Here is a 22,301-nt window from a genome sequence, read left to right on the forward strand (position 1 = left end):
ACTTATATTCCTTTTACTGCAGAGGATAGTTAATTAGTTGAGAAGATTCTGGGAGGAGTGATGCCGACAGTAAATCAATTGGTTCGCAAGGGAAGAACAAAGATACAAAAGAAAACTACAACACCCGCTTTAGCCGGGTCCCCGCAGAGGCGAGGAGTTTGTGTCAGGGTTTATACATCTACGCCCAAAAAGCCAAATTCTGCTTTAAGAAAAGTCGCAAGAGTTCGTCTCGCGAGCGGTTACGAGGTAACATCATATATACCGGGAGTGGGCCATAACCTTCAGGAACATTCCGTTGTTTTAGTGAGGGGTGGCAGGGTAAAGGATCTTCCTGGTGTTCGGTATCACATCATCAGGGGTACGCTGGATGCCGTCGGAGTTCAGGACAGAAAGCAGGGAAGATCAAAATACGGGGCTAAAAAGCCGAGCTAAGTGAGAGTCAGGTTATGCCGAGAAGAAGAGAGATTACCAAAAGAGAAGTAATACCAGATCCCAAGTATAACAATAAACTTGTGGCGAAATTTATTAATAGTCTTTTGAGGAAGGGCAAAAAAAGCATTGCGGAGTCTATTTTCTACGGGGCCTTCGATATCATTGAAAAGAGGACGAAAGAACAACCGGTGGAAGTTTTTGAAAAGGCTGTAAATAATGTCAAGCCCGTGATAGAAGTAAAATCAAGGCGTGTAGGTGGGTCTACGTATCAGGTACCAACGGAAGTTATGCCGGGCAGAAGGGTTGCTCTGGCAATTCGCTGGTTAATTCTCCATTCAAAAGAACGTGCCGAAAAAACCATGAGAGAAAAGCTGGCAGCAGAGTTGATCGATGCCGCCAACAACAGAGGTACTTCTGTCAAAAAGAAAGAAGGCGTTCACAAGATGGCAGAGGCAAACAAAGCGTTTGCCCATTACCGGTTTTAGCTTTTCTTGAAGGTTTTGGTGAATATAATTGGCACGTACTGTTCCTTTACATAATCTTCGCAACATCGGTATTATGGCACATATCGATGCCGGGAAGACAACAACAACAGAGCGGATTTTATATTATACCCGTGAGTCCTACAAGATGGGAGAGGTCCATGATGGTACAGCCACCATGGACTGGATGGAACAGGAACAGGAGATGGGAATTACCATTACCTCAGCGGCTACCACATGTACATGGAGAAATCATCGCATAAACATCATAGACACGCCCGGTCATGTGGACTTTACAATTGAAGTTGAAAGATCTTTGAGAGTTTTAGATGGTGCTGTTGCCCTGTTCTGTGCCGTCGGTGGGGTAGAACCCCAGTCCGAAGCAGTGTGGCGTCAGGCGGACAGGTACCGTGTTCCGCGGATTATCTTAGTCAATAAAATGGATAGGGTGGGGGCCGATTTCGGGAAGGTCGTTGCTTCTATCAAGGATCGGTTGGGTGCGCATCCAATTCCGATTCAGATTCCCATTGGAGCCGAAGATAGCTTTCGGGGGATTATAGACCTTGTCCGCATGGAAGCCGTTACCTATGATGACCGTTCTTTAGGTGCCGAATTTACCGTTGGTGAAATTCCTCCTGAACTCATTGATGTATCCCGCGAGGAAAGAGAAAAACTCATCGAGTTTCTCGCCGATTATGATGAGGGCCTGATGAGAAAATATTTAAATGAAGAAGATCTTTTACCTGAAGAAGTCATGAGTGTCATAAGAAAAGTCACATTGTCCTTGAAAGCGACTCCGGTGTTGTGTGGTTCTGCCTTCAAAAACAAGGGTGTTCAACCTCTTTTAGATGCGGTTATCGCTTATCTTCCCTCCCCCTTGGATATGCCTCCGGTGGTTGGTAAGGGTACAGGAGGGGAGGATATTGAAAGGGCTGCCAGCGATGAAGCCCCGTTTTCAGCTTTGGCCTTTAAGATTATGACAGATCCCTATGTAGGACAGTTGACCTACTTCAGGATTTACTCAGGTGTCATGAAGGCAGGGTCTTATGTATACAATGCGTCCAAGAAAAAAAGAGAGCGAATGGGACGCATACTTAAGATGCATGCCAATAAAAGAGAAGATATTAAAGAGGTCCGCACCGGTGATATTGCTGCGGCTGTGGGATTGAATCTGACGACAACGGGGGACACCCTTTGTGATATGAGCCATTCCCTTACGCTCGAGACCCTGGTGTTTCCGGATCCGGTTATCGCTATAGCCATAGAACCAAAAACGAAAGCAGATGAGGAAAAACTGGGTGTAGCGCTGGGGAAAATTGCCCGTGAGGATCCTTCTTTCAGGATTAAGGTCGATAAAGAGACAGGTCAAACCCTGATATCGGGGATGGGGGAATTACATCTTGAGATTATTGTCGATCGACTTTCACGAGAGTTTGGATTGGGCGCCAATATCGGTAATCCGCAGGTGGCATATAAAGAGACAATCAGAAAAAGTGTCAGGTCAGAAGGCAAATTCGTTAAGCAGTCCGGGGGCAGGGGGCAGTATGGCCATGTTTGGCTGGAGATTGAACCCAACGAACCTGGAAGTGGTTTTGAATTCAGGAATAGAATTATTGGGGGGGTAATCCCCGGTGAATATATTTCGGCGGTGGGAAAAGGTATTGTCGAGGCGATGGAAGAGGGTGTTCTGGCAGGCTTTCCCATGGTTGATGTGATTGTAAGTGTTGTAGATGGTTCTTATCATGATGTTGATTCTTCGGATATGGCGTTTAAAATAGCGGCCTCCATGGGATTTAAAAGTGGGGTAAAACGCGCGCACCCGATCCTTCTGGAGCCAATAATGTCTGTTGAGGTGGTGGTTCCCAAAGAGTACATGGGTGATGTTATTGGTAATCTTACGTCAAGGCGGGGAAAGATTGTCAGCATTGAGTCAAGACCTTCTTTAGAAGCCATTAATGCTGAGGTTCCTCTGGCTGAGATGTTCGGTTATGCCACTGATCTCAGATCAAAAACACAGGGAAGGGCGACTTTTACCATGCGTTTTCTGAATTACCTTGCCGTATCCGAAAGTCAGGCAAAGCTGGTTATTGACAGAATAAAGTCATTCGATGAGGGATCATAAGTATAGTGAACAAACGAAGTATTTAAAAAGGAGGTAATGGAGATGGCGAAGAAGAAGTTTGAAAGGAAGAAACCACATGTGAATATCGGGACCATTGGGCACGTCGATCATGGCAAAACCACTCTGACGGCTGCAATTACGAAACACTTGAGTAAAAAGGGATTCGCCGAGTTCAGACCTTTTGATTCTATAGACAATGCACCGGAAGAAAGGGAACGAGGAGTTACCATCAATGTTGCCCACGTAGAGTATGAAACAGAAAAAAGACATTATGCCCATGTTGATTGTCCGGGTCACGCGGACTATATCAAAAACATGATCTCCGGGGCTGCTCACATGGATGGAACTATTCTCGTTGTGGCTGCATCAGACGGTCCCATGCCCCAGACAAGAGAGCACATACTTCTCGCAAGACAGGTTCGGGTTCCCTATATTGTGGTCTATTTGAACAAGATTGATCTTGTGGACGACCCGGAACTCCTTGATCTGGTGGAACTGGAATTAAGAGAATTGCTGACCCAGTATGAATTTCCCGGTGACGAAATCCCCATCATAAGAGGGTCATCCTTAAAGGCTCTGGAGGCCGAGAATCCGGATGATCCCGATGTCAAGTCTATTTGGGAGTTAATGGATGCCGTCGATTCGTATATCCCCGAGCCTGCTCGTGATCTGGATAAACCGTTCCTTGTGCCCATTGGAGATGTATTTTCCATAGCAGGTCGGGGCACGGTGGTGACCGGCAGAATGGAAAGAGGTATTATCAGAACGGGAGATGAAGTGGAAATAGTTGGTTTCAGACCGACGTTTAAGACAGTGTGCACAGGGGTTGAGATGTTTCGCAAAACCCTCGACGAAGGCAGGGCAGGCGACGACGTCGGTGTTCTCTTGAGGGGTACCAAGCGTGAAGAGGTTGAAAGAGGCCAGGTTGTAGCAAAACCGGGATCAATAACCCCCCATGTAAAATTTAAAGCAGCTGTTTACATCCTTACCAAAGAAGAGGGTGGGAGGCATACACCCTTCTTTAACGGTTATCGTCCCCAGTTCTATTTCAGAACCACTGACGTTACGGGAATTTGTACGCTGCCTGAGGGTGTGGAAATGGTAATGCCCGGCGACAACGTAGAGATGGAAGTAGTGTTAATTACCCCGATTGCCATGGAAGAGCAGCTCAGGTTTGCCATCCGGGAAGGCGGAAGGACTGTTGGGGCCGGTGTGGTTAGTAAAATAATTGAATAAAAACATATTATAAGTAGAAAGAGTCTATGAAAGATCAAAAGAAAGATCAAAAAATAAGAATCCGCCTCAAGGCATATGATTACAAACTCCTTGACCGGTCTGTTGAGGATATTGTTGAGACGGCAAAAAGAACCGGTGCTCGTGTGGCTGGACCAATACCGCTGCCGACCGAGATCAACAAATATTGCGTCAATCGGTCGCCCCATGTGGATAAAAAATCAAGAGAGCAGTTTGAGATCAGGACGCATAAAAGACTCATCGATATCATTGAGCCGACGCAATCGACGGTAGATGCTCTTATGAAACTGGACCTGTCCTCCGGAGTGGATGTCGAGATAAAATTATAGATCACATGCATAAGGCACCAGAATAACGAGTCATCTGTCGTTTTACTGTCTCGTGTAATGGGTATAAATGTCATTTATTTAAAAATACTGTGGGAAGAACATGAAGAAGTTACTGATCGGCAGAAAGTTAGGCATGACACAAATTTTTGCAGAAGACGGCGGATCTGTTCCGGTAACGGTCATCGAAGCGGAACCATCCGTTGTTATTCAGAAAAAAACACAAAAGACAGATGGCTATGATGCAATACAACTGGGTTATGGCCGTAGTCGGCAGAAAAATGTGACAAAGCCCATACAGGGCCATTGCAAAAAAGCGGATAAAGGATTTTTCCGCGTTCTCAGAGAGTTTAGAACTGCAACGGCGAGTTATGAGTTAGGGCAGGAATTGAAGGTCAATATGTTTCAGGTTGGCGACCAAGTGGATGTCGTGGGAACCACGAAAGGAAAGGGGTTCGCCGGTGTTATAAAGAGACATGGCTTCAGCGGCGGCCGGGCAACTCATGGATCGATGTTTCACAGGGCGCCTGGCTCCATTGGAGCAAGTGCAGAACCATCAAGAGTCCTCAAGGGGAAAAAGCTTCCTGGACATATGGGAGATGTGAGAAAAACGGTACAGAATTTGTTGGTTATGGGCATAAGGCCGGAGAGGAATCTGATTTTAGTTAAGGGATCGATTCCGGGATGCAAAAATAGTGTTGTCATCATCAGGCAAGCTATCAAAATGGATGGTTAAACAGGATCTGGAGTGGATAAAATGCCGGTTGCCGGGGTATATGATATTGAAAATAACAGGGTGTCGGAGATCGAATTGAGTGATGCTGTCTTTGACGTGGAGGTCAATGAAGCGGTCCTGTATGATGTCGTGAGAATGCAGATGGCGGCAAGAAGGCTTGGAACCGCATCAACGAAAAGAAGACAGGAAATCAGGGGTGGCGGTAGGAAACCGTGGCGCCAGAAAGGTACAGGAAGGGCAAGAGTCGGCACAATAAGATCCCCCCTGTGGAGAGGTGGCGGAGTTGTGTTCGGACCCCAACCGCGGAGTTATGCATACAAAGTTCCGAAGAAAGTCAGGAAACTGGCCTTAATGTCGGCACTCAGTATGAAGGTCAAAGAGGGGCGGATGTTGATTTTGAAGGATTTCCCCATGGATGAGATCAAGACAAAGAAATTCAAAGAGGTTATTGATCGATTCGGTTTGAAAAAAGTCCTGCTTGTTATGGATAAATCGAATCCTGTTTTGGAGAAATCGTCAAGAAATATACAGGGAATCAAATTGATACGATCAGAGGGAATTAATGTGTATGACCTTCTGAACTATGATCACGTGGTTCTTTTTGAACCATCTGTGAAGATGATTGAAGGGGCGTTATTATCATAATGGATATGTATCACATTATTAGAAGGGCGCTGATTACTGAAAAGAGTACCATTGCAAAAGACGAAAGCAATAAGTATATCTTTGAAGTGGATCGAAGGGCAAACAAGATAGAGATTGCCAAAGCGTTGGAAAAGCTCTTTAAAGTAAAGGTCTTGGATGTTCATGTCATGAATGTGACGGGAAAGAAAAAGAGGGTTGGGAGGATTCTGGGTGAGAAGCGTTCATGGAAAAAGGCGGTTGTCACCCTTGCCCCCGGCAGTCGTATTGAAATACATGAAGGTGTCTAAAAGGAAGAGAGATAGGGTCGGATGGCTATAAGGAAATATAAACCCACATCACCGGGCAGAAGGTTTCAGACATGCTCAGACTTCGAGGAAATTACACGAACAGAGCCTGAAAAGAGTTTGCTTCTTCCTCTGAAAGGAACAGGGGGACGTAATTGCTATGGAAGGATGACGAGCAGGCACATTGGTGGTGGTCATAAGAGGCGGTTTAGGATAGTTGATTTCAGGCGTGACAAAGTGGAAATTCCTGCCAAAGTAGCATCAGTGGAATATGATCCCAATCGAAGCTCAAGAATTGCATTGCTGCATTATCTCGATGGTGAGAAGAGGTATATCATTGCCCCCTCAAAACTCGTGGTAGGGGATACTATCATAAGTTCTGAAAAAGCGGACATTAAACCGGGAAACACGATTCCTCTGAAAAATATCCCACTCGGTTCTCTTATTCATAACGTGGAACTCAAGGTTGGCCGTGGAGGCCAGTTGATCCGATCTGCGGGGACATATGGGCAACTTATGGCCAAGGAGGAAGGGTATGCCCAGGTGAGACTCCCTTCCGGAGAGGTGAGAAAAATCTTGCTCCAGTGTAAGGCAACCATCGGGCAGGTAGGGAATATTGATCATGAGAATATAAGTATTGGCAAAGCCGGACGGTCAAGGTGGTTGAGAAAGCGTCCCAAGGTGCGGGGCGTGGTTATGAATCCCGTCGACCATCCTATGGGCGGGGGGGAAGGCAAATCATCGGGAGGAAGGCATCCCTGCACACCGTGGGGTGTTCCGACAAAGGGGCATAAAACGCGGACAAATAAAAAGTCTGATAAATACATTGTGAAGAGAAGGGGTTAAAAGGTGGCGCGTTCAATTAAGAAGGGGGCATATATCAATGAGAAACTTCTCGGAAAGGTCAGGAAAGCTGAAGAATCGGGAAGTAAAAGTGTTTTGAAGACCTGGTCTCGCCGTTCAACAGTTACTCCTGAATTGATAGGGCATACCTTTGCAGTGCATAACGGGAAGAAGTTTATTCCGATCTTTGTCACGGAAAACATGGTGGGACATAAACTCGGCGAGTTTGCACCAACGAGAACTTTTTTCAGCCATGCAGGTGATCGGAAAACAAAGGTGCGTAGATAATAAGCTTAAGCTGAGATCAGCGGTCTGGAGTTTAGTGTTATGGAAGCAAAAGCAATTGCCAAATATATTCGGGTTTCTCCTCAGAAGGCGCGATTGGTGGTGGATTTAGTCAGGGGGAAGAATATTGAAGAGGCGAAGAAGATACTCCAATTTACCAGAAAATATTCTGCGGGTGTTGTCAATAAAGTTTTGAAATCCGCCATTGCCAACGCAAAGCAGAATCCTAACATAGATGAGAGCATCCTTTATGTTAAGGAGATTTATGTGGATCAGGGGCCTTCGCTGAAGAGATGGAGGGCAAGGGCTCAGGGAAGAGCAGCAGCGATAAGAAAAAGAATGAGTCACATAACCGTTATTTTAGATGAAGAGTAGAATTTGAGGAGGTGAGAGGTTGGGGCAGAAGGTAAACCCGATCGGTTTCAGGGTGGGCGGTATAAAGACGTGGCGATCACAGTGGTTTTCGGAGAGGAATTATGCTGAGTTGGTACATGAGGATATAAAGATCAGAAAATATTTGAAAAAGAAACTGTATCACGCGGGTGTTTCAAGGATAGAGATAGAAAGGGCTGCCAACAAGGCTAAGGTCAACATCTATGCAGCTCGTCCGGGAATTATTATAGGCAAGAAGGGCTCAGAAATTGAAAAGTTGAAGAAAGAGCTTGAAGGGGTTTCAACAAGCGAGATTATTATCAACATCCTTGAAGTGCGCAAACCGGAAGTCGATGCACAGCTTGTTGCTGAGAATGTTGCCCTTCAGCTTGAACGACGTATTGCCTTCAGAAGGGCCATGAAAAAATGTGTAACCTCTTCGCTTAAATTCGGTGCCAAAGGAATCAGAGTAGGTTGTGCCGGCAGGCTCGGTGGGGCTGAGATGGCGAGGTCGGAATGGTACAGAGAAGGAAGAGTACCCCTGCACACCCTGCGGGCCGATATTGACTGGGGGTTTGCAGAGGCGAGTACGGCCTATGGACTTATTGGTGTAAAAGTATGGATATTCCACGGAGAAGTATTGCCAGGCAAGAAAAAGAAAGAACGATCGGTGTGAGAGGTTTGAAGATCACATCGCATTGAGAATTTCGCTAAAGGGATTCATTGTGGCTTAATTATATTCTCAGAACCTCTTTAGCGAGTTTTTCAAAGGTCTCGCAATTTTTTTAGGTAAGAAGAATCGAGTGCGGGAGAGGTAAAGAGGTTGTTGAATTATGTTGATGCCAAAGAGGGTTAAGTACAGAAAGATACAGAGGGGTCGCATGAGTGGCAAGGCCACCAGAGGAAGTTCTGTAGCCTTTGGTGAATATGGCCTTCAGGCCACCGAGTGCGGCTGGATCACGGCCCGGCAAATTGAAGCTGCGCGTGTTGCCATGACCCGACATGTAAAGCGGGGAGGGAAAATCTGGATAAGGATATTTCCTCATAAGTCAATAACCAAAAAACCGGCTGAAACCCGTATGGGAAAGGGAAAGGGAGCACCGGAAGCGTGGGTTGCAGTTATTAAACCGGGAGTTGTACTCTATGAAATGGAAGGGGTTTCGGAAGAAGTTGCCCGTGAGGCCTTCAGGCTGGCCTCTCATAAGCTTCCCATCGCGACTAAGTTTCTATCAAGGGAGATGGTTGGGTGAAGATTAAAGAGATAAAAGATATTGGTAACGATGAGTTAGTACAGAAAAATAAAGAGCTTGTTGAGGAACTTTTCAAGCTTCGGCTGCAACATACGTCTGGACAGCTGGAATCTCCTGCCATGATGCGCTCTGTGCGAAAGAACATTGCGCGTATAAAGACGGTACTGAGGGAAAGGGAGGTTCAACAGACATGAGGGAGCGCAGTAATAAGAGAGTTATTAAAGGTGTGGTAGTCAGCAATAAGATGGACAAGACAATTGTTGTCCGTGCGCAGAGGCTGGTCAAGCATTCCGAGTTTCATAAGTATATAAGACGATATGTCAGGTATAAAGCCCACGATGAGGAAAATAGCTGTAATATTGGTGATAAGGTACTCATCGTCGAATCGAAGCCATTGAGTAGGGAAAAGCGGTGGCGAATGCGTGCAATACTCGAAAGGGCCAAATAATTAAAAGCTGAAAGCTAACAGGAAATATTCTGGTCAGTGAGAAAGATTACTGAACGGGGCAGGGTGATATCATGATTCAGATGCAGACTATCTTAAATGTGGCAGATAATTCAGGTGCAAAGAGAGTTGCATGCATTAAGGTTCTTGGCGGGTCGAAAAGAAGGTATGCAAGCGTTGGTGATATAATTGTCGTGTCTGTCAAGGAGGCACTTCCGAATTCGAAGGTCAAAAAAGGGGATGTTATGAAGGCGGTTGTCGTACGTACCGCAAAAGAAGTAAGGAGACCTGACGGATCGTACCTGAAATTTGACGATAATTCCGCTGTCCTGATAACTAATCAACTGGAACCTGTCGGGACGAGGATTTTTGGTCCGGTGGCTCGAGAGCTGCGGGCTAAACAGTTTATGAAGATCATTTCTCTTGCACCCGAGGTGTTATAACGGGAGAGAGTGGGGTATAGGAAATGCAGGGCAAACGACTGAAAAAAGGCGATATGGTGAAAGTTATAGCCGGTAAAGAAAAGGGAAAAACCGGTAAGGTTATGAAGATAGTGAGCGATAAAGACCAGGTGGTTGTCGAGAAGCTGAACTTCATTAAGAGGCATAAAAAGCCGGATGCGAAGGGGAAAGGGGGAATTGTTGAGAAAGAAGGGCCGATCAACATCTCTAATGTAATGTTCCTTTGCAACAAGTGCGATACAGGTGTCAGGGTGGGATACAAAATCCTGGAAGATGGAGGAAAGTCCCGAGTTTGTAAAAAATGCAACGAGATATTGGATACATAGGTCAAGAAAAAATGGCTAGGCTGAGAGATTATTATATAAAAGAGGTTGTACCCGCGTTAATTAAGGAGTTTAATTATAAAAACCGCATGCAGGTACCGAAACTTGAAAAAATTGTGGTAAACATGGGCGTTGGTGAGGCGATTCAGAATATAAAAGCCCTTGATAGTGCAGTTGCAGATCTCTCCATGATCGTCGGGCAGAAACCTGTGATAACAAAGGCGAAAAAGTCAATTGCCACATTTAAGCTTCGGCAGGGAATGTCTATAGGATGTCGGGTTACTCTGCGGGGAGACAGGATGTATGAGTTTTTTGACAGACTTGTGAACGTTGCTTTTCCAAGGGTCCGTGATTTCAGGGGAATATCGCCGAAATCGTTTGATGGGAGAGGGAATTTCGCTGTTGGATTGAAGGAACAGATCATCTTCCCTGAGATAGATTATGACAAGATTGATAAGATAAGAGGAATGAATATTGTAATCGCAACATCGGCTAAGACGGACGATGAAGCGAGGCAACTTCTGAAGCTCATGGGTGTAGCGTTCAGAAATTGATACGGAAAACGGAAAAATATTTGGAGGAATACGTGTGGCAAAGAAATCCCTGATTGCAAAAGCGAAAAGGAATCCAAAATTTTCAGTGAGGGTTTATAACCGTTGTCCCCTTTGCGGGAGGCCGAGAGCTTACTATAGAAAATTTGATATGTGTAGAATATGTCTGAGAACCCTCGCCCTAAGGGGTGAACTTCCCGGAGTTATTAAGTCGAGCTGGTAATTTTTTATAAGGAGTAATATATGGGGATGACAGATCCTATTGCTGATATGTTGACAAGAATTCGTAATGCCAACAGGGTACGATTTAAAAGTGTGGATGTCTTATTGTCCCGGATTAGTCTCAATATTGCCAAAGTCTTGAAAAAATCGGGATACATCAGCGGGTATGATATAAAGAAAGATGCACGTGGACATCAGGTATTGAAGATATACCTTAAATATGCTGACGCGAAGAAGTCAGTCCTTACCGGTATTCAAAGGATCAGTAAACCTGGAAGAAGGGTTTATGTGAAAGGTGAAAAGATCCCGAAGGTATTAAATGGTTATGGTATCGCTATCCTTTCCACATCGAAGGGAGTATTGACAGATAAAGAAGCGAGTGAGTCGAAGGTGGGTGGCGAAATTCTCTGCAATGTTTGGTAGAGAAATTATTGAACGTGGTTACTTAGTCTCTGGAGATTTATTCAATGTCAAGAATCGGTAAGAAACCCATTGCAATTCCTGAAGGGGTGAGTATAAGTCAGGACAAATCGACCATTAAGGTTCAGGGCCCCAAGGGGAATCTGTCTTTGGAAATACCCCACGGCATCGAGGTTACGGTTAATAATGGGGCTATAGAGGTGAAGACGCTTTCTGAGAGCAGAAAAGAAAAAGCGTATCATGGTCTTGTGAGGACACTGACGGCAAATATGGTGATGGGTGTTAGTGTTGGCTTTCAGAAGAGTCTTGAACTGTCCGGTATTGGATACCGCGCGGAGAGAATAGACGACATCCTCAAGTTGCTTCTGGGATATTCCAGTCCCGTAGAATTCAAGATTCCTCAGGGAATAGATGTAAAGGTTGATAAACAGGTGAATGTTGTCGTCACCGGCATTGATAAGCAACTTGTGGGGAGAGTTGCCGCCGAAATAAGGGACTTGAAAAAACCGGAACCTTACAAGGGAAAAGGGATACGGTATGCTGGTGAAAAGGTAAGAAGGAAAGTAGGTAAGTCCGTTGGTGCTTAAATCATTTAAAAGCGTGGTGAACGGCATAGTACTGAACGTATAAGGGGTAAAGCATTGGCATCGAAGAAAATAGAAAAGATTAGGATTAAACGTAAAAAGAGGGTAAGAGGGAAAATATACGGTACGGAGACGAGGCCGCGTCTTTCTTTGTTCAGAAGTGCTCAACATATATATGTTCAGGCCATTGCAGATGACGTTGGGAGGACACTGGCTGAAGCCTCAACTCTGAGTAAAGAAATAAAGGGCACCCTTGATGGATTAAAGAAAGTTGATGCAGCGAAGGAAGTTGGGAAGCTTGTTTCGGAAAAATTGAAGGCCATAGGTATCGAACACGTTGTCTTTGACAGAGGAAGGTACCTCTACCACGGGCGTGTTGAAGCGCTTGCTCATGCAGCCAGGGAGTCAGGGTTAAAGTTTTAGATTTTTAGGCTCAATACTTGAAGGGAACGGTTGTTGAATAAAGATATGGAAGAATTAGAACTTCTTGACAGAGTAATAGCGATTAACAGAACTGCTAAAGTTGTTAAAGGCGGGCGAAGGTTCAGGTTCAGTGCGATAGTTGTTGTAGGCGACGGAAAAGGATCTGTGGGGGCCGGTCTCGGAAAGGCCCATGAAGTTCCGGAGGCGATTAGAAAGGGCATGGAAAAGGCCAAGAAGAGCATGATCAAGGTTGCTCTTTCTAATAGAACGGTTCCCTATGAGGTCATTGGGAAATTTGGTGCAGGGAGAGTTCTCCTAAAGCCTGCTTCCGAAGGAACTGGTCTCATTGCGGGAGGAGCTGTAAGAGCGGTTCTTGAAGTTGCGGGAGTCCATAACATATTGACAAAATGTTTAGGTTCGCACAATCCACATAACCTGGTCAAGGCTACTATCGATGGTTTGTGTCAATTGAAAGACCCGGCGGAAATATCATCAATGAGAGGGAAAAGTAGCTCTGAAAATTGATTGCCTCGTAAAAAGTCGTAACCACCGCTAATAATGGACTTTTTTGCGAAGTCGTCAAATTCAGCATGTGCTATAGTGAGGAGTAAGTCGTGGAGAAAAAGCTTAAGATAACGCTGGTGAAAAGTTATATAGGCAGGCCACAGAAGCAACGGCAGGTACTTCGCGGGATGGGGCTGGGAAAATTGAACAGGACCGTTCTGCTCAAGGATACACCTGAAATTCGGGGCATGGTTAGTAAGGTCAGTCATCTGGTGTTCATGGAAGAGGTTGAGGGGATCAAGGAATGAATTTAGGCACATTAAAACCGCCAGAGGGTTCAAGGAAAAAGAAAAAAAGGGTTGGCCGGGGTGATGGATCTGGACATGGAGGCACATCCTGCAAGGGACATAAAGGTCAGAATGCCCGTTCAGGTGGAGGAGTCAGACCTGGATTTGAGGGGGGACAGATGCCCCTTTCAAGAAGGTTGCCAAAAAGAGGATTTCGCAATCCCTTCCGTAGGGAGATTGTTATCGTCAATATAGAGCAGTTGAAGAAATTCCCCGAGGGTTCTCTCATTGATAAAGATTCCCTCATAAGTTCTGGGCTGATAAAGAGAAAAGGGGACACTATCAAAGTATTGGGCAAGGGAGACATAGATTATCCTCTGTCAATAAAGGTTGACATGATAAGTCGTGGAGCAAAAGAAAAGATAGTGAACGCCGGCGGTTCGATCATAGAGGTTATTTGATTTGCTCGATGGCTTAAAAAATATCGCGAAGATTCCGGAGCTTCAGAGGAGAATCCTTTATTCGTTCCTCCTTTTAGCTGTTTATCGGATAGGTGCACATGTGCCCACGCCCGGTATCGATACGGCAGCCTTGGCTGCTTATTTTGAACAGGCGAAGAACTCATTACTGGGATTTTTTGATATGTTTGCCGGCGGGGCTCTTTCCAATCTATCAGTCTTTGCTCTCGGTATCATGCCCTATATCAGCGCCTCCATTATTCTTCAGCTCCTGACTATTGCTATTCCCCATCTCGAAAGACTTTCCAAGGAAGGTGAAGCGGGGAGAAGAAAAATAACTCAGTATACGCGTTACGGGACGGTGGTTTTAAGTCTCATTCAGGGTTTCGGTATTTCCGTTGGACTGGAAAATATGGCCGGACCTACAGGGGTTTCCATTGTCATGGAACCCGGCTGGAGCTTTCGTCTGATGACCGTGATTACATTAACGGCAGGCACAGCATTCATCATGTGGCTGGGAGAACAGATTACGGAAAAAGGTATAGGTAATGGAATATCGCTGATAATCTTTGCCGGTATCGTGTGCAGGGGACCCGCAGCGATCTATCAGACATTCACACTCCTTTCTGCAGGTGAGATGGGTATTTTTTTCATCGTGATTCTTATTGTCATGATGGTTGCCGTCGTAGGAATAATTGTTTTTGTTGAGAGTGGTCAAAGGAGAATACCTGTACAATATGCAAAACGGGTTGTCGGAAGAAAGATGTACGGTGGACAGACGACTCATTTGCCCTTGAAGGTCAATACTGCAGGGGTTATCCCTCCGATATTTGCGTCCTCAATTATAATGTTTCCGGCTACGATCGCTAACTTCATTGATCATCCATGGATGAAGGTAGTTTCGGATGCCTTGATTCCGGGAAAGATGATTTACGAGTCGCTCTATGTCGTCTTCATCGTATTTTTCTGTTATTTTTATACGGCGGTAGTCTTTAATCCTACGGATGTTGCGGATAACATGAAAAAATATGGTGGATATGTTCCCGGGATAAGGCCTGGTAAAAAAACAGCGGACTATGTTGATGACGTCTTATCAAAACTGACCTTTAGTGGAGCTATATACGTATCGGCTGTTTGTGTCCTTCCCAGTATACTGATAAGTTCTTTTAATGTACCCTTTTATTTTGGCGGGACAGCACTCTTGATTGTGGTTGGTGTTGCTCTTGACACGGCAGGTCAGATAGAAACCCATTTGTTGACGAGACAATATGAGGGGTTTATGAAGAAGGGTCGCATTGCAAAAAGGCGTTAATAATACTATATTGAGTAGTATGATTATCCTGAAACTGCCAGAAGAAATTGAAAAAATGAGAGCGAGCAACTACATTGTTGCTGAGATATTAAGTATACTGAAGGAAAAGGTTAAAGCTGGCATATCCACCGATGAACTGGACAGGTGTTCGGAAGAGCTTGTGCGAAAGAGGGGGGCGGTACCGGCATTTAAGGGGTACATGGGTTATCCTTATTCCCTGTGCATATCAGTTAATTCGGAAGTCGTTCATGGATTGCCTTCAAACAGGGTTTTAGTTGAGGGGGATATTGTGAGCCTTGATTTTGGGGCATATTATAAGGGATACTATGGTGATGCCGCTATAACGGTTCCTGTAGGTGACATTTCTGAGGAGGCGGCAAGGTTGATTCACATTACTGAACAGGGACTTTACCATGGCATCAGGGAGGCGAAAGCCGGGAATCGCCTTGGTGATATATCGGTTGCTGTTCAGAATTGCGTCGAGGAGGCCGGATTTTCCGTCGTAAGAGATTTTGTGGGTCATGGGATTGGGAAAAAACTTCATGAGGAGCCACAAATACCGAATTACGGGAAAAGAGGGAGAGGAATAGAATTAAAGGCCGGTATGGTTTTGGCTATCGAGCCGATGGTCAATGAAGGGACGTACAAGGTCAAAGTTACTGATAACGGCTGGACGGTTGTGACAGAAGATGGAAAATTATCAGCCCACTTTGAACATTCTATTGCTATTACCAAGGACGGCCCGGATATCCTCAGCATGCCGCATTGAAAGGGGTAATAATGAATCGGGATTTTAGAAAAACGTTTTTTTCAAATGTCTCGAATCATACAGAATGATAAAGACGATAGTCGGGAAGTAAAGCTACCGTAGAGATAGGCAAAGCTCTTTGCCAAGAAAACTGTTATGGTGGTAGCGCTTGCTGTTTACGCTCCACGTTAATTGTTTGAGAAGTTTAGTAATGAATTGAGATAGGTTGTTATGGCAAAAGAGGAACCAATCGAGGTTGAAGGTAAAGTTGTTGAAACTTTGCCAAATGCAATGTTCCGAGTTGAGCTTGAAAATGGACACCGAGTGCTCGCCCATATTTCGGGGAAGATGCGGATGCATTTTATCAAGATATTGCCGGGTGACAAGGTTACCGTTGAGCTTTCTCCCTATGATTTGACGAGGGGCAGGATCATATACCGGACAAAATAAATCAGCAAAATAGTGTGCATTAAGCGATATCTATAACGCGCCGCTTCACAATAGATAGTTTGGTGTGTTACGGTTCGCTGACGCACCCTGTTAAGGAGTAAGAATCGTGAAAGTGCGGTCTTCTGTAAAAAAGATTTGTGATAAATGTAAAATTATCAAAAGGCGCGGCGTGTTGAGGGTTATTTGTGAGAATCCAAAACACAAACAGCGACAAGGGTAAATAAGACGAGAGTGCTTTATTATCAGGAGGTTATCAGGTGGCAAGAATTGCAGGCGTGGATTTACCAAAAAACAAAAGAATGGAAATTGCGTTAACGTACATATATGGAATTGGAAGGAGTAAATCGCGAGATATCCTTGAAAAAGCCGGCGTCAGTTTCGATAAAAAAACAGATAATATTGCCGATTCGGAAATAACCTCCATAAGAAATATTATCGATAAGGAACTTAAGGTTGAAGGTGATTTAAGGCGGGATGTGTCTATGGCAGTGAAGCGACTGATGGATCTCGGTGCTTATCGTGGATTAAGACACAGAAAAGGACTTCCTGTCAGAGGTCAGAGAACGAGTACGAACGCGCGGACGAGGAAAGGACCGAGACGGTCAATTGCCGGTAAGAAGAAATAAAGAGTGCTGATCCGGAGGAGAAATGGCAAAACAAGCAAGGAAAACGGGAAAAAAAAAGGAAAAAAAGAACATTCCTGAAGGAGTTGTACACATTCAATCTACCTTTAATAATACGATTATTACAATCACAGATCTCAGTGGCAATGTAGTCGCCTGGTCTTCTTCTGGGACACAGGGATTTAAAGGTTCGAGAAAAAGCACACCTTTTGCGGCACAGGTGGCGGCCGAGGATGCAGTGAAGAAGGCGAAGGAAAATGGGATGAGGCGGGTTCAAGTATATGTAAAGGGGCCTGGTTCAGGCCGGGAGTCTGCATTAAGATCTCTTCAGGTCGCCGGGCTAAGCATCAGTCTTATAAGGGATGTTACACCGATTCCCCATAATGGGTGCCGTCCTCCGAAGAGAAGAAGAGTATAGAGAGAGCGACACGAAACTAAAGCATAAACAGTATCCAAATCCAAATGTCCAAGAATTTTAAGTTTCGATATGAGGATTGAGAATTTTGAATATTAAATAAGGGGAGGTTTTTTTTGGCAAGATATAAAGAATCCGTGTGCAGATTATGCCGAAGAGAGGGCTTAAAACTTTTCCTCAAGGGGGACAGGTGTTACGGTGAAAAATGTGCCTTTGAAAGAAGAGGGTATGCTCCGGGGGATCATGGTCAGTCTCGGAGGAAATACTCCGATTACGGTGTACAATTACGGGAAAAGCAGAAACTTAAAAGGATGTATGGCCTGTTGGAAAGACAATTCAGGGGTTATTTTGAAAAGGCTGACAGACAGAGAGGGATAACAGGTACCAATCTGTTACTTTTTTTAGAAAGACGTCTTGATAATATGGTCTTCCGGATGGGTTTTGCCAATTCAAGAAATGAGGCGAGGCAACTGGTAAGACATGAGCACTTTTTAGTGAATGGAAAACCGGTAAACGTACCATCCTATCTGGTTAATGTAGGGAGTACGATCCAGGTAAGAGAGAAGAGCAGGAAGGTGGAACGGATAGTGGAGGCAATGGAAATAGTTGCCAGACGGGGCATACCACAATGGTTAGAATTTGATAAGGACAATTTTATAGGCGTGTTAAAAGCTCTTCCTTCCCGTGAAGAATTAGTTATGCCCGTTCAGGAGCAGTTAGTCGTTGAACTATACTCTAAGTAACACTATGATAATCTAAATAAAGACCCGAATGGTAAGGAACTAAAATATGCAAAAGAGCTGGCGCAGTTTAATACGACCGAAGCGAATTGAAATTGATGAAAGCACCCATACGCGCTTTTATGGCGAATTTACCTGTCAGCCTTTAGAGAGGGGATTCGGTATTACCCTCGGAAATGCCCTGAGAAGGGTGTTGCTTTCATCTATTCAGGGATCGGCTATTGTCTCTATGAAAATTGATAGTATCCTCCATGAATATTCAACGGTTCCAGGAGTTAAAGAAGATGTAACCGATATTATACTGAACCTCAAAGGCGTTCGTTTAAAACTCAATCAGGAAGGACCGAGAGTCGTTTATATTGACACTTCACAAGAGGGGATCGTAACTGCGGCGGATATTATTACCGATGGAACGGTTGAGATTCTCAACCCTGATCACCATATTGCGACCCTTTCCGGGGGTAATAAATTTAAGGCAGAACTTGTTGTGAAGACGGGAAAGGGGTATGTGCCTGCTCGAAGGGAAAGAGCTGCAGATCAACCTGAAGGAACGATCAATATTGATGCAGCTTTTTCACCGATTAAAAAAGTAAACTATACGATTGCCTATGCGAGGGTGGGGCAGATTGCCGATTATGACCGCCTTGTTATAGAAGTATGGACCGATGGTAGTGTTCTTCCGGAAGATGCTCTTGCTTTTGCAGCGAAAATATTGAAGGGGCAATTGGACATATTTATCAACTTTGATGAGGTTGATGAGGAAGAACAGCTTGAGGTGGTAGAAGAAAAGGAAAGTGTTAATGAAAACCTGTTGAGACATGTTGACGATCTGGAACTATCAGTAAGGTCGGCTAACTGCTTAAAAAATGCCGGTATTAACCTGATCGGAGAGCTTGTTCAGAAAACTGAGGCGGAAATGCTTAAGACCAAAAATTTTGGCAGGAAGTCTCTGAACGAAATAAAGGAAATACTTGCAGAGATGAGGCTCAGTTTTGGCATGAAATTAGATTTTCCTCCCTGGAATAAAGAAGAGAAGAAAGAAAACGGGAGCGTCAGCGTAAAAGAATAAAAGATCATTAGTCGGCTGAGAAGGGAGATATTTAAATGCGTCACAGGAAATCAGGAAGAAAGCTGGGCAGAACTTCAAGTCACAGAGAGGCTATGTTAAGAAACATGGTCACTTCCTTGTTGAAATATGAGAAGATTACGACAACTGATGCAAAGGCAAAGGAATTGAGAAAAGCTGCTGAAAAAATGATTACCCTTGGCAAAAGAGGCGATCTTCATGCACGGAGACAGGCCCTTTCTTTTGTTCGGGACAGGGAGGTCGTGGGGAAACTTTTTGATAAGCTTTCGGCACGCTATCGAGACTGGACAGGTGGTTATACGAGGATCGTCAAGATGGGTAATCGCGCAGGTGATAATGCTCCCGTGTCTATAATTGAATTTATCCAAGAAGCAGGGCAGGACCAAAAAAAAGGCAGGGATCTTTCGCAAACGTAACATAACACTTCAAAAGTATTTTTGATGTCTTGAAGAAGCAGGGATTTTTCTTTAACCCTGCTTTTCTTTTTTTCCCTCTTGTTTTTTTATCAAAAAAAATATACTTCATACTGGACTGTCGATTTTCCTAATAATCATATCTTATTAGTAGTTCTTTCTCAATAATTTAAGTAATGAGGGGAGGATGATTCGTCATGGCAGAAAAAAAAATAGGCGAAGTGGTAAAATTTTTTGCAAAGCCGTGTGTTGCGGCGATAAAAGTTACCGATGGAGAATTGAAGTTAGGAGATACAATTAAAATTACCGGTCATACTACGGATCTAACAAGCGCGATTGAATCGATAGAGGCCAACAATCAACAGATTGAAAAAGCTGTTGCAGGTGACTTTATCGGTCTCAAGGTTCCTGATCGTGTTCGTCCGGGCGATGAAGTATTTAAGGTTGTACCGGAATAATCTATTACCTTAGAAGGCCAGTGGGGCTTTTTTCAAGCTGTGGATTCCACTGCTGATAAAGTTATTGCCTGAACAGTAAAGCTATGCTAACGTTCCGCCGCTATCTGATGAAGAAAGCAAAGCATGCAATTCCTGTTTCTTAGGCGTGATGAAGGGCTGCAAGGTTAAATAAATGTCTTCCTTACCAGGGTAATTCCGCCCTTCTTCGTCCATGACATCACTGAGAGGATGGAAAGAGATGCAAATCAGAGTATTGGGTTGCCATGGATCACAGACACCCGGATGCAATACGACGAGCTTTTTATTGAATGGGAAGATTCTGGTCGATGCCGGAGTTATTACATCTTTACTCACTATCGAAGAACAAGTTAATATTGATTATGTCTTCGTCACCCATGCGCACCTCGATCATGTAAAGGATATTATGTTTCTGGCTGATAATATTTGTTACCTGCAGAAAGATAGTCCCCTCATTGTTGTGGGTACCCGTAACGTTATTGATACCCTCAAGACGTATCTTTTTAATAATATTATTTGGCCGGATTTTTCCTTGCTTCCGAGCCCTGAAAATCCGGTTTTAAAATTTGAGACTATTAATCCCCGGGAAAAGATCATGTTCGATAATATCGATGTGACAGCCATCCTCGTTCATCACGTCGTTGAGACAGTTAGTTATGCCATAGAATCTAAAGAAGGATCTGTTATTATTATCGGAGACACTGGCCCCACTGAGGAGGTATGGGATGTTGCTAACAGTATCAGTAACTTAAGGGCCGTATTTATTGAGACATCCCTTCCTAATAGTATGCAAGATGTTGCGGATATGACGGGTCACCTGACACCTTCAGGTCTGGAAGAAGAATTGAAAAAACTGAATATTCCCCATCCCGATATTTATCTCTATCACATGAAACTCCAGTATCGTGAATCTATTCAAAGTGAGATCGCTATGATAAAAGACAGAAATATTCATATTCTTAAAGACGGCGAGGTCATTGGCATCTAACTCCTGTGAAAAGACCACAGGCAATCAATATGCAAATTAAATGCAAGATCCTCTTGAACATCTCCATGGATTGAAAAGTGTAGACATCCGTCTTGGTCTTGGTCCTATCTCGCGACTCCTTGATCGCCTCAATAATCCCCAGAATGCGTACGGGACTATTTTAATCGGTGGAACCAATGGGAAGGGTTCTATTGCGGCTATGGTGGCATCAGTCCTTTCCCGTGGCGGTTTTCGTGTTGGTCTTTATACATCTCCTCATCTGATCGATGTTCGAGAGCGGATAAAAGTGAATGGTAACATGATTACCCCAAAGGAGATGAATGAGAGGATAGAAGAAGTAAAGGAACATGCTACAGAAAATATAACCTACTTTGAATTTCTTACTGCGATTGCCTTCCTCTATTTTTATCAGAAAAAGGTTGATTTAGCCGTTCTGGAGGTGGGAATGGGGGGGAGACTCGATGCAACCAATGTGGTTACACCTCTCGCATCCGTTATATCCAATATTTCTCTTGACCACCGGGAATATCTCGGCAAACGTCTGGAAAACATTGCCTGGGAGAAAGGAGGCATTATTAAGGATGGCGGGGTGTGTATAACAGCGGCCAAACAAAGGCGCGTGTTAAAGGTATTGGAAGATATATGCAGTAAACGGGGAGCAAAGTTATACAGATTCGGAAGGGAAATAAAGATCGACATGTCCTGTAATGGTTTCTTTTCTTACAGGGGAATACGAAAAAAATATGACCGCCTCGTTTGTCCTCTGAAAGGAAGACATCAGATCGAAAATGCCGCTCTGGCTATTGGCGTCATTGAGTCTGTAGCAATGAAGGGGTTCGAAGTGAACGACGATGCCGTCTTTGCAGGAATACGGGACGTACAATGGGAGGGACGGTTGGAGATCATGCAGTATGCCCCGATGGTGCTTGTAGATGGCGCCCATAATGAAGGCGGCGCATCTGCCCTTTCCAATGCACTAAAGGAAGAATTTTCCTACAAAAAGTTAATTCTCATCTTCGGTGTTCTCAACGACAAGGACTACAGGAGCATGTTAAAAAAACTGGCTCCTCTTGCGGATCGACTGATTATCACACGACCGAATACAGAAAGAGCGATGCCTCCAGAGGCAATCGTGCCGGTCGCACATCCGTACCAGAAGCGAACCGAGGTTGTGGAAAATTCACATGAGGCTCTGAAGCGGGCGCTATCCGTGGCCGATCGAGATGATCTTATCTGTGTAACCGGTTCCCTTTATCTTATTGGTGAGATTAAACGGACATTTTCTACGGCATCTTCTTAATGATTTTCAAAAAAGGAGCAAGAAGACAGGGAAGGCATGC

The 22,301-nt window shown here is 44.5% G+C and carries 36 protein-coding genes and 1 pseudogene; all 37 read left to right on the forward strand.

The genetic code is table 11. From position 1 onward, the window contains the following. Positions 1-60 precede the first annotated feature (60 nt). The 37 genes and pseudogenes from rpsL to NTW12_14205 all read left to right on the forward strand — a co-directional run bounded on the left by rpsL (position 61) and on the right by NTW12_14205 (position 22,261). Complete coding sequence (gene rpsL, locus NTW12_14025) at positions 61-432, forward strand: 30S ribosomal protein S12 (GenBank protein MCX5847448.1); 372 nt, start codon at positions 61-63, stop codon at positions 430-432. 14 nt (positions 433-446) lie between these two features. After that, positions 447-917: a 30S ribosomal protein S7 gene (gene rpsG / locus NTW12_14030; protein ID MCX5847449.1), complete on the forward strand. Its 471-nt coding sequence runs from the start codon at positions 447-449 to the stop codon at positions 915-917. 28 nt (positions 918-945) lie between these two features. Further along, positions 946-3,036, forward strand: coding sequence for an elongation factor G (gene fusA / locus NTW12_14035; GenBank protein MCX5847450.1), 2,091 nt, complete (start codon positions 946-948; stop codon positions 3,034-3,036). A 42-nt stretch (positions 3,037-3,078) separates the two neighbouring features. Further along, on the forward strand, positions 3,079-4,272 hold the full coding sequence (gene tuf, locus NTW12_14040; GenBank protein ID MCX5847451.1) for an elongation factor Tu: 1,194 nt from the start codon (positions 3,079-3,081) through the stop codon (positions 4,270-4,272). A 26-nt stretch (positions 4,273-4,298) separates the two neighbouring features. Then, positions 4,299-4,619 carry a 30S ribosomal protein S10 gene (gene rpsJ / locus NTW12_14045; GenBank protein ID MCX5847452.1) on the forward strand — a complete coding sequence of 107 codons (321 nt, stop codon included), beginning with the start codon at positions 4,299-4,301 and terminating at the stop codon, positions 4,617-4,619. A gap of 100 nt (positions 4,620-4,719) precedes the next feature. Then, the gene (gene rplC / locus NTW12_14050; GenBank protein MCX5847453.1) at positions 4,720-5,352 is read left to right on the forward strand and encodes a 50S ribosomal protein L3; all 633 of its coding nucleotides are present in this window, start codon (positions 4,720-4,722) and stop codon (positions 5,350-5,352) included. Between the two features lie 21 nt (positions 5,353-5,373). Continuing rightward, complete coding sequence (rplD, locus tag NTW12_14055) at positions 5,374-5,997, forward strand: 50S ribosomal protein L4 (protein ID MCX5847454.1); 624 nt, start codon at positions 5,374-5,376, stop codon at positions 5,995-5,997. After that, entirely contained in the window at positions 5,997-6,284 is a 288-nt protein-coding gene (gene rplW / locus NTW12_14060) for a 50S ribosomal protein L23 (protein MCX5847455.1), read from the forward strand. The genes rplD and rplW overlap by 1 nt, the downstream gene beginning before the upstream one ends. Positions 6,285-6,305: 21 nt before the next feature. Beyond that, positions 6,306-7,127 (forward strand): 50S ribosomal protein L2, encoded by an 822-nt coding sequence (gene rplB / locus NTW12_14065; GenBank protein MCX5847456.1) that lies wholly within the window; start codon positions 6,306-6,308, stop codon positions 7,125-7,127. A 3-nt stretch (positions 7,128-7,130) separates the two neighbouring features. Further along, positions 7,131-7,412: a 30S ribosomal protein S19 gene (gene rpsS / locus NTW12_14070; GenBank protein MCX5847457.1), complete on the forward strand. Its 282-nt coding sequence runs from the start codon at positions 7,131-7,133 to the stop codon at positions 7,410-7,412. A gap of 39 nt (positions 7,413-7,451) precedes the next feature. Further along, a complete protein-coding gene (gene rplV / locus NTW12_14075) occupies positions 7,452-7,784 on the forward strand; it encodes a 50S ribosomal protein L22 (protein MCX5847458.1) in 333 nt (110 codons plus the stop codon). 19 nt (positions 7,785-7,803) lie between these two features. After that, a complete protein-coding gene (gene rpsC / locus NTW12_14080) occupies positions 7,804-8,457 on the forward strand; it encodes a 30S ribosomal protein S3 (GenBank protein MCX5847459.1) in 654 nt (217 codons plus the stop codon). A 157-nt stretch (positions 8,458-8,614) separates the two neighbouring features. Further along, positions 8,615-9,031 carry a 50S ribosomal protein L16 gene (gene rplP / locus NTW12_14085; protein MCX5847460.1) on the forward strand — a complete coding sequence of 139 codons (417 nt, stop codon included), beginning with the start codon at positions 8,615-8,617 and terminating at the stop codon, positions 9,029-9,031. Next, the gene (rpmC, locus tag NTW12_14090; protein MCX5847461.1) at positions 9,028-9,225 is read left to right on the forward strand and encodes a 50S ribosomal protein L29; all 198 of its coding nucleotides are present in this window, start codon (positions 9,028-9,030) and stop codon (positions 9,223-9,225) included. Before rplP ends, rpmC begins: the two co-directional genes overlap by 4 nt. Beyond that, positions 9,222-9,479, forward strand: coding sequence for a 30S ribosomal protein S17 (gene rpsQ, locus NTW12_14095; protein ID MCX5847462.1), 258 nt, complete (start codon positions 9,222-9,224; stop codon positions 9,477-9,479). Before rpmC ends, rpsQ begins: the two co-directional genes overlap by 4 nt. A 71-nt stretch (positions 9,480-9,550) precedes the next feature. Next, entirely contained in the window at positions 9,551-9,919 is a 369-nt protein-coding gene (rplN, locus tag NTW12_14100; protein ID MCX5847463.1) for a 50S ribosomal protein L14, read from the forward strand. A 23-nt stretch (positions 9,920-9,942) separates the two neighbouring features. Further along, positions 9,943-10,263 (forward strand): 50S ribosomal protein L24, encoded by a 321-nt coding sequence (gene rplX, locus NTW12_14105; GenBank protein MCX5847464.1) that lies wholly within the window; start codon positions 9,943-9,945, stop codon positions 10,261-10,263. Between the two features lie 11 nt (positions 10,264-10,274). Continuing rightward, the gene (gene rplE / locus NTW12_14110; protein ID MCX5847465.1) at positions 10,275-10,814 is read left to right on the forward strand and encodes a 50S ribosomal protein L5; all 540 of its coding nucleotides are present in this window, start codon (positions 10,275-10,277) and stop codon (positions 10,812-10,814) included. 34 nt (positions 10,815-10,848) lie between these two features. After that, entirely contained in the window at positions 10,849-11,034 is a 186-nt protein-coding gene (locus NTW12_14115; protein ID MCX5847466.1) for a type Z 30S ribosomal protein S14, read from the forward strand. A gap of 20 nt (positions 11,035-11,054) precedes the next feature. Then, positions 11,055-11,456 carry a 30S ribosomal protein S8 gene (gene rpsH, locus NTW12_14120; protein ID MCX5847467.1) on the forward strand — a complete coding sequence of 134 codons (402 nt, stop codon included), beginning with the start codon at positions 11,055-11,057 and terminating at the stop codon, positions 11,454-11,456. A 44-nt stretch (positions 11,457-11,500) separates the two neighbouring features. Then, positions 11,501-12,040, forward strand: coding sequence for a 50S ribosomal protein L6 (gene rplF / locus NTW12_14125; protein ID MCX5847468.1), 540 nt, complete (start codon positions 11,501-11,503; stop codon positions 12,038-12,040). Positions 12,041-12,094: 54 nt separating this feature from the next. Next, a complete protein-coding gene (rplR, locus tag NTW12_14130; protein ID MCX5847469.1) occupies positions 12,095-12,460 on the forward strand; it encodes a 50S ribosomal protein L18 in 366 nt (121 codons plus the stop codon). A 30-nt stretch (positions 12,461-12,490) separates the two neighbouring features. Further along, a complete protein-coding gene (gene rpsE / locus NTW12_14135; GenBank protein MCX5847470.1) occupies positions 12,491-12,985 on the forward strand; it encodes a 30S ribosomal protein S5 in 495 nt (164 codons plus the stop codon). Positions 12,986-13,074: 89 nt separating this feature from the next. After that, entirely contained in the window at positions 13,075-13,272 is a 198-nt protein-coding gene (rpmD, locus tag NTW12_14140; GenBank protein ID MCX5847471.1) for a 50S ribosomal protein L30, read from the forward strand. Continuing rightward, positions 13,269-13,712, forward strand: a complete 444-nt coding sequence (gene rplO / locus NTW12_14145) for a 50S ribosomal protein L15 (GenBank protein ID MCX5847472.1) — start codon at positions 13,269-13,271, stop codon at positions 13,710-13,712. The genes rpmD and rplO overlap by 4 nt, the downstream gene beginning before the upstream one ends. 1 nt (position 13,713) lies before the next feature. Continuing rightward, positions 13,714-15,021: a preprotein translocase subunit SecY gene (secY, locus tag NTW12_14150; GenBank protein MCX5847473.1), complete on the forward strand. Its 1,308-nt coding sequence runs from the start codon at positions 13,714-13,716 to the stop codon at positions 15,019-15,021. A gap of 19 nt (positions 15,022-15,040) precedes the next feature. Then, a complete protein-coding gene (gene map / locus NTW12_14155; GenBank protein ID MCX5847474.1) occupies positions 15,041-15,790 on the forward strand; it encodes a type I methionyl aminopeptidase in 750 nt (249 codons plus the stop codon). 210 nt (positions 15,791-16,000) lie between these two features. After that, positions 16,001-16,219 (forward strand): translation initiation factor IF-1, encoded by a 219-nt coding sequence (gene infA, locus NTW12_14160; protein ID MCX5847475.1) that lies wholly within the window; start codon positions 16,001-16,003, stop codon positions 16,217-16,219. Between the two features lie 106 nt (positions 16,220-16,325). After that, entirely contained in the window at positions 16,326-16,439 is a 114-nt protein-coding gene (gene rpmJ / locus NTW12_14165; GenBank protein MCX5847476.1) for a 50S ribosomal protein L36, read from the forward strand. A 37-nt stretch (positions 16,440-16,476) separates the two neighbouring features. Beyond that, positions 16,477-16,845: a 30S ribosomal protein S13 gene (gene rpsM / locus NTW12_14170; protein MCX5847477.1), complete on the forward strand. Its 369-nt coding sequence runs from the start codon at positions 16,477-16,479 to the stop codon at positions 16,843-16,845. A gap of 22 nt (positions 16,846-16,867) precedes the next feature. Next, on the forward strand, positions 16,868-17,260 hold the full coding sequence (gene rpsK, locus NTW12_14175) for a 30S ribosomal protein S11 (GenBank protein ID MCX5847478.1): 393 nt from the start codon (positions 16,868-16,870) through the stop codon (positions 17,258-17,260). Between the two features lie 113 nt (positions 17,261-17,373). After that, positions 17,374-18,000: a 30S ribosomal protein S4 gene (rpsD, locus tag NTW12_14180; protein ID MCX5847479.1), complete on the forward strand. Its 627-nt coding sequence runs from the start codon at positions 17,374-17,376 to the stop codon at positions 17,998-18,000. Between the two features lie 46 nt (positions 18,001-18,046). Beyond that, entirely contained in the window at positions 18,047-19,066 is a 1,020-nt protein-coding gene (locus NTW12_14185; GenBank protein ID MCX5847480.1) for a DNA-directed RNA polymerase subunit alpha, read from the forward strand. Between the two features lie 35 nt (positions 19,067-19,101). Beyond that, positions 19,102-19,482: pseudogene (rplQ, locus tag NTW12_14190) on the forward strand (50S ribosomal protein L17). A 212-nt stretch (positions 19,483-19,694) separates the two neighbouring features. After that, positions 19,695-19,955 carry a translation elongation factor-like protein gene (locus NTW12_14195; GenBank protein MCX5847481.1) on the forward strand — a complete coding sequence of 87 codons (261 nt, stop codon included), beginning with the start codon at positions 19,695-19,697 and terminating at the stop codon, positions 19,953-19,955. A gap of 238 nt (positions 19,956-20,193) precedes the next feature. Beyond that, on the forward strand, positions 20,194-20,961 hold the full coding sequence (locus tag NTW12_14200; GenBank protein ID MCX5847482.1) for a 3',5'-cyclic-nucleotide phosphodiesterase: 768 nt from the start codon (positions 20,194-20,196) through the stop codon (positions 20,959-20,961). Positions 20,962-21,001: 40 nt separating this feature from the next. Then, positions 21,002-22,261, forward strand: a complete 1,260-nt coding sequence (locus NTW12_14205; protein MCX5847483.1) for a bifunctional folylpolyglutamate synthase/dihydrofolate synthase — start codon at positions 21,002-21,004, stop codon at positions 22,259-22,261. Positions 22,262-22,301: the final 40 nt, after the last annotated feature.

Source organism: Deltaproteobacteria bacterium (assembly GCA_026388545.1).
Classification (GTDB): domain Bacteria; phylum Desulfobacterota; class Syntrophia; order Syntrophales; family UBA2185; genus JAPLJS01.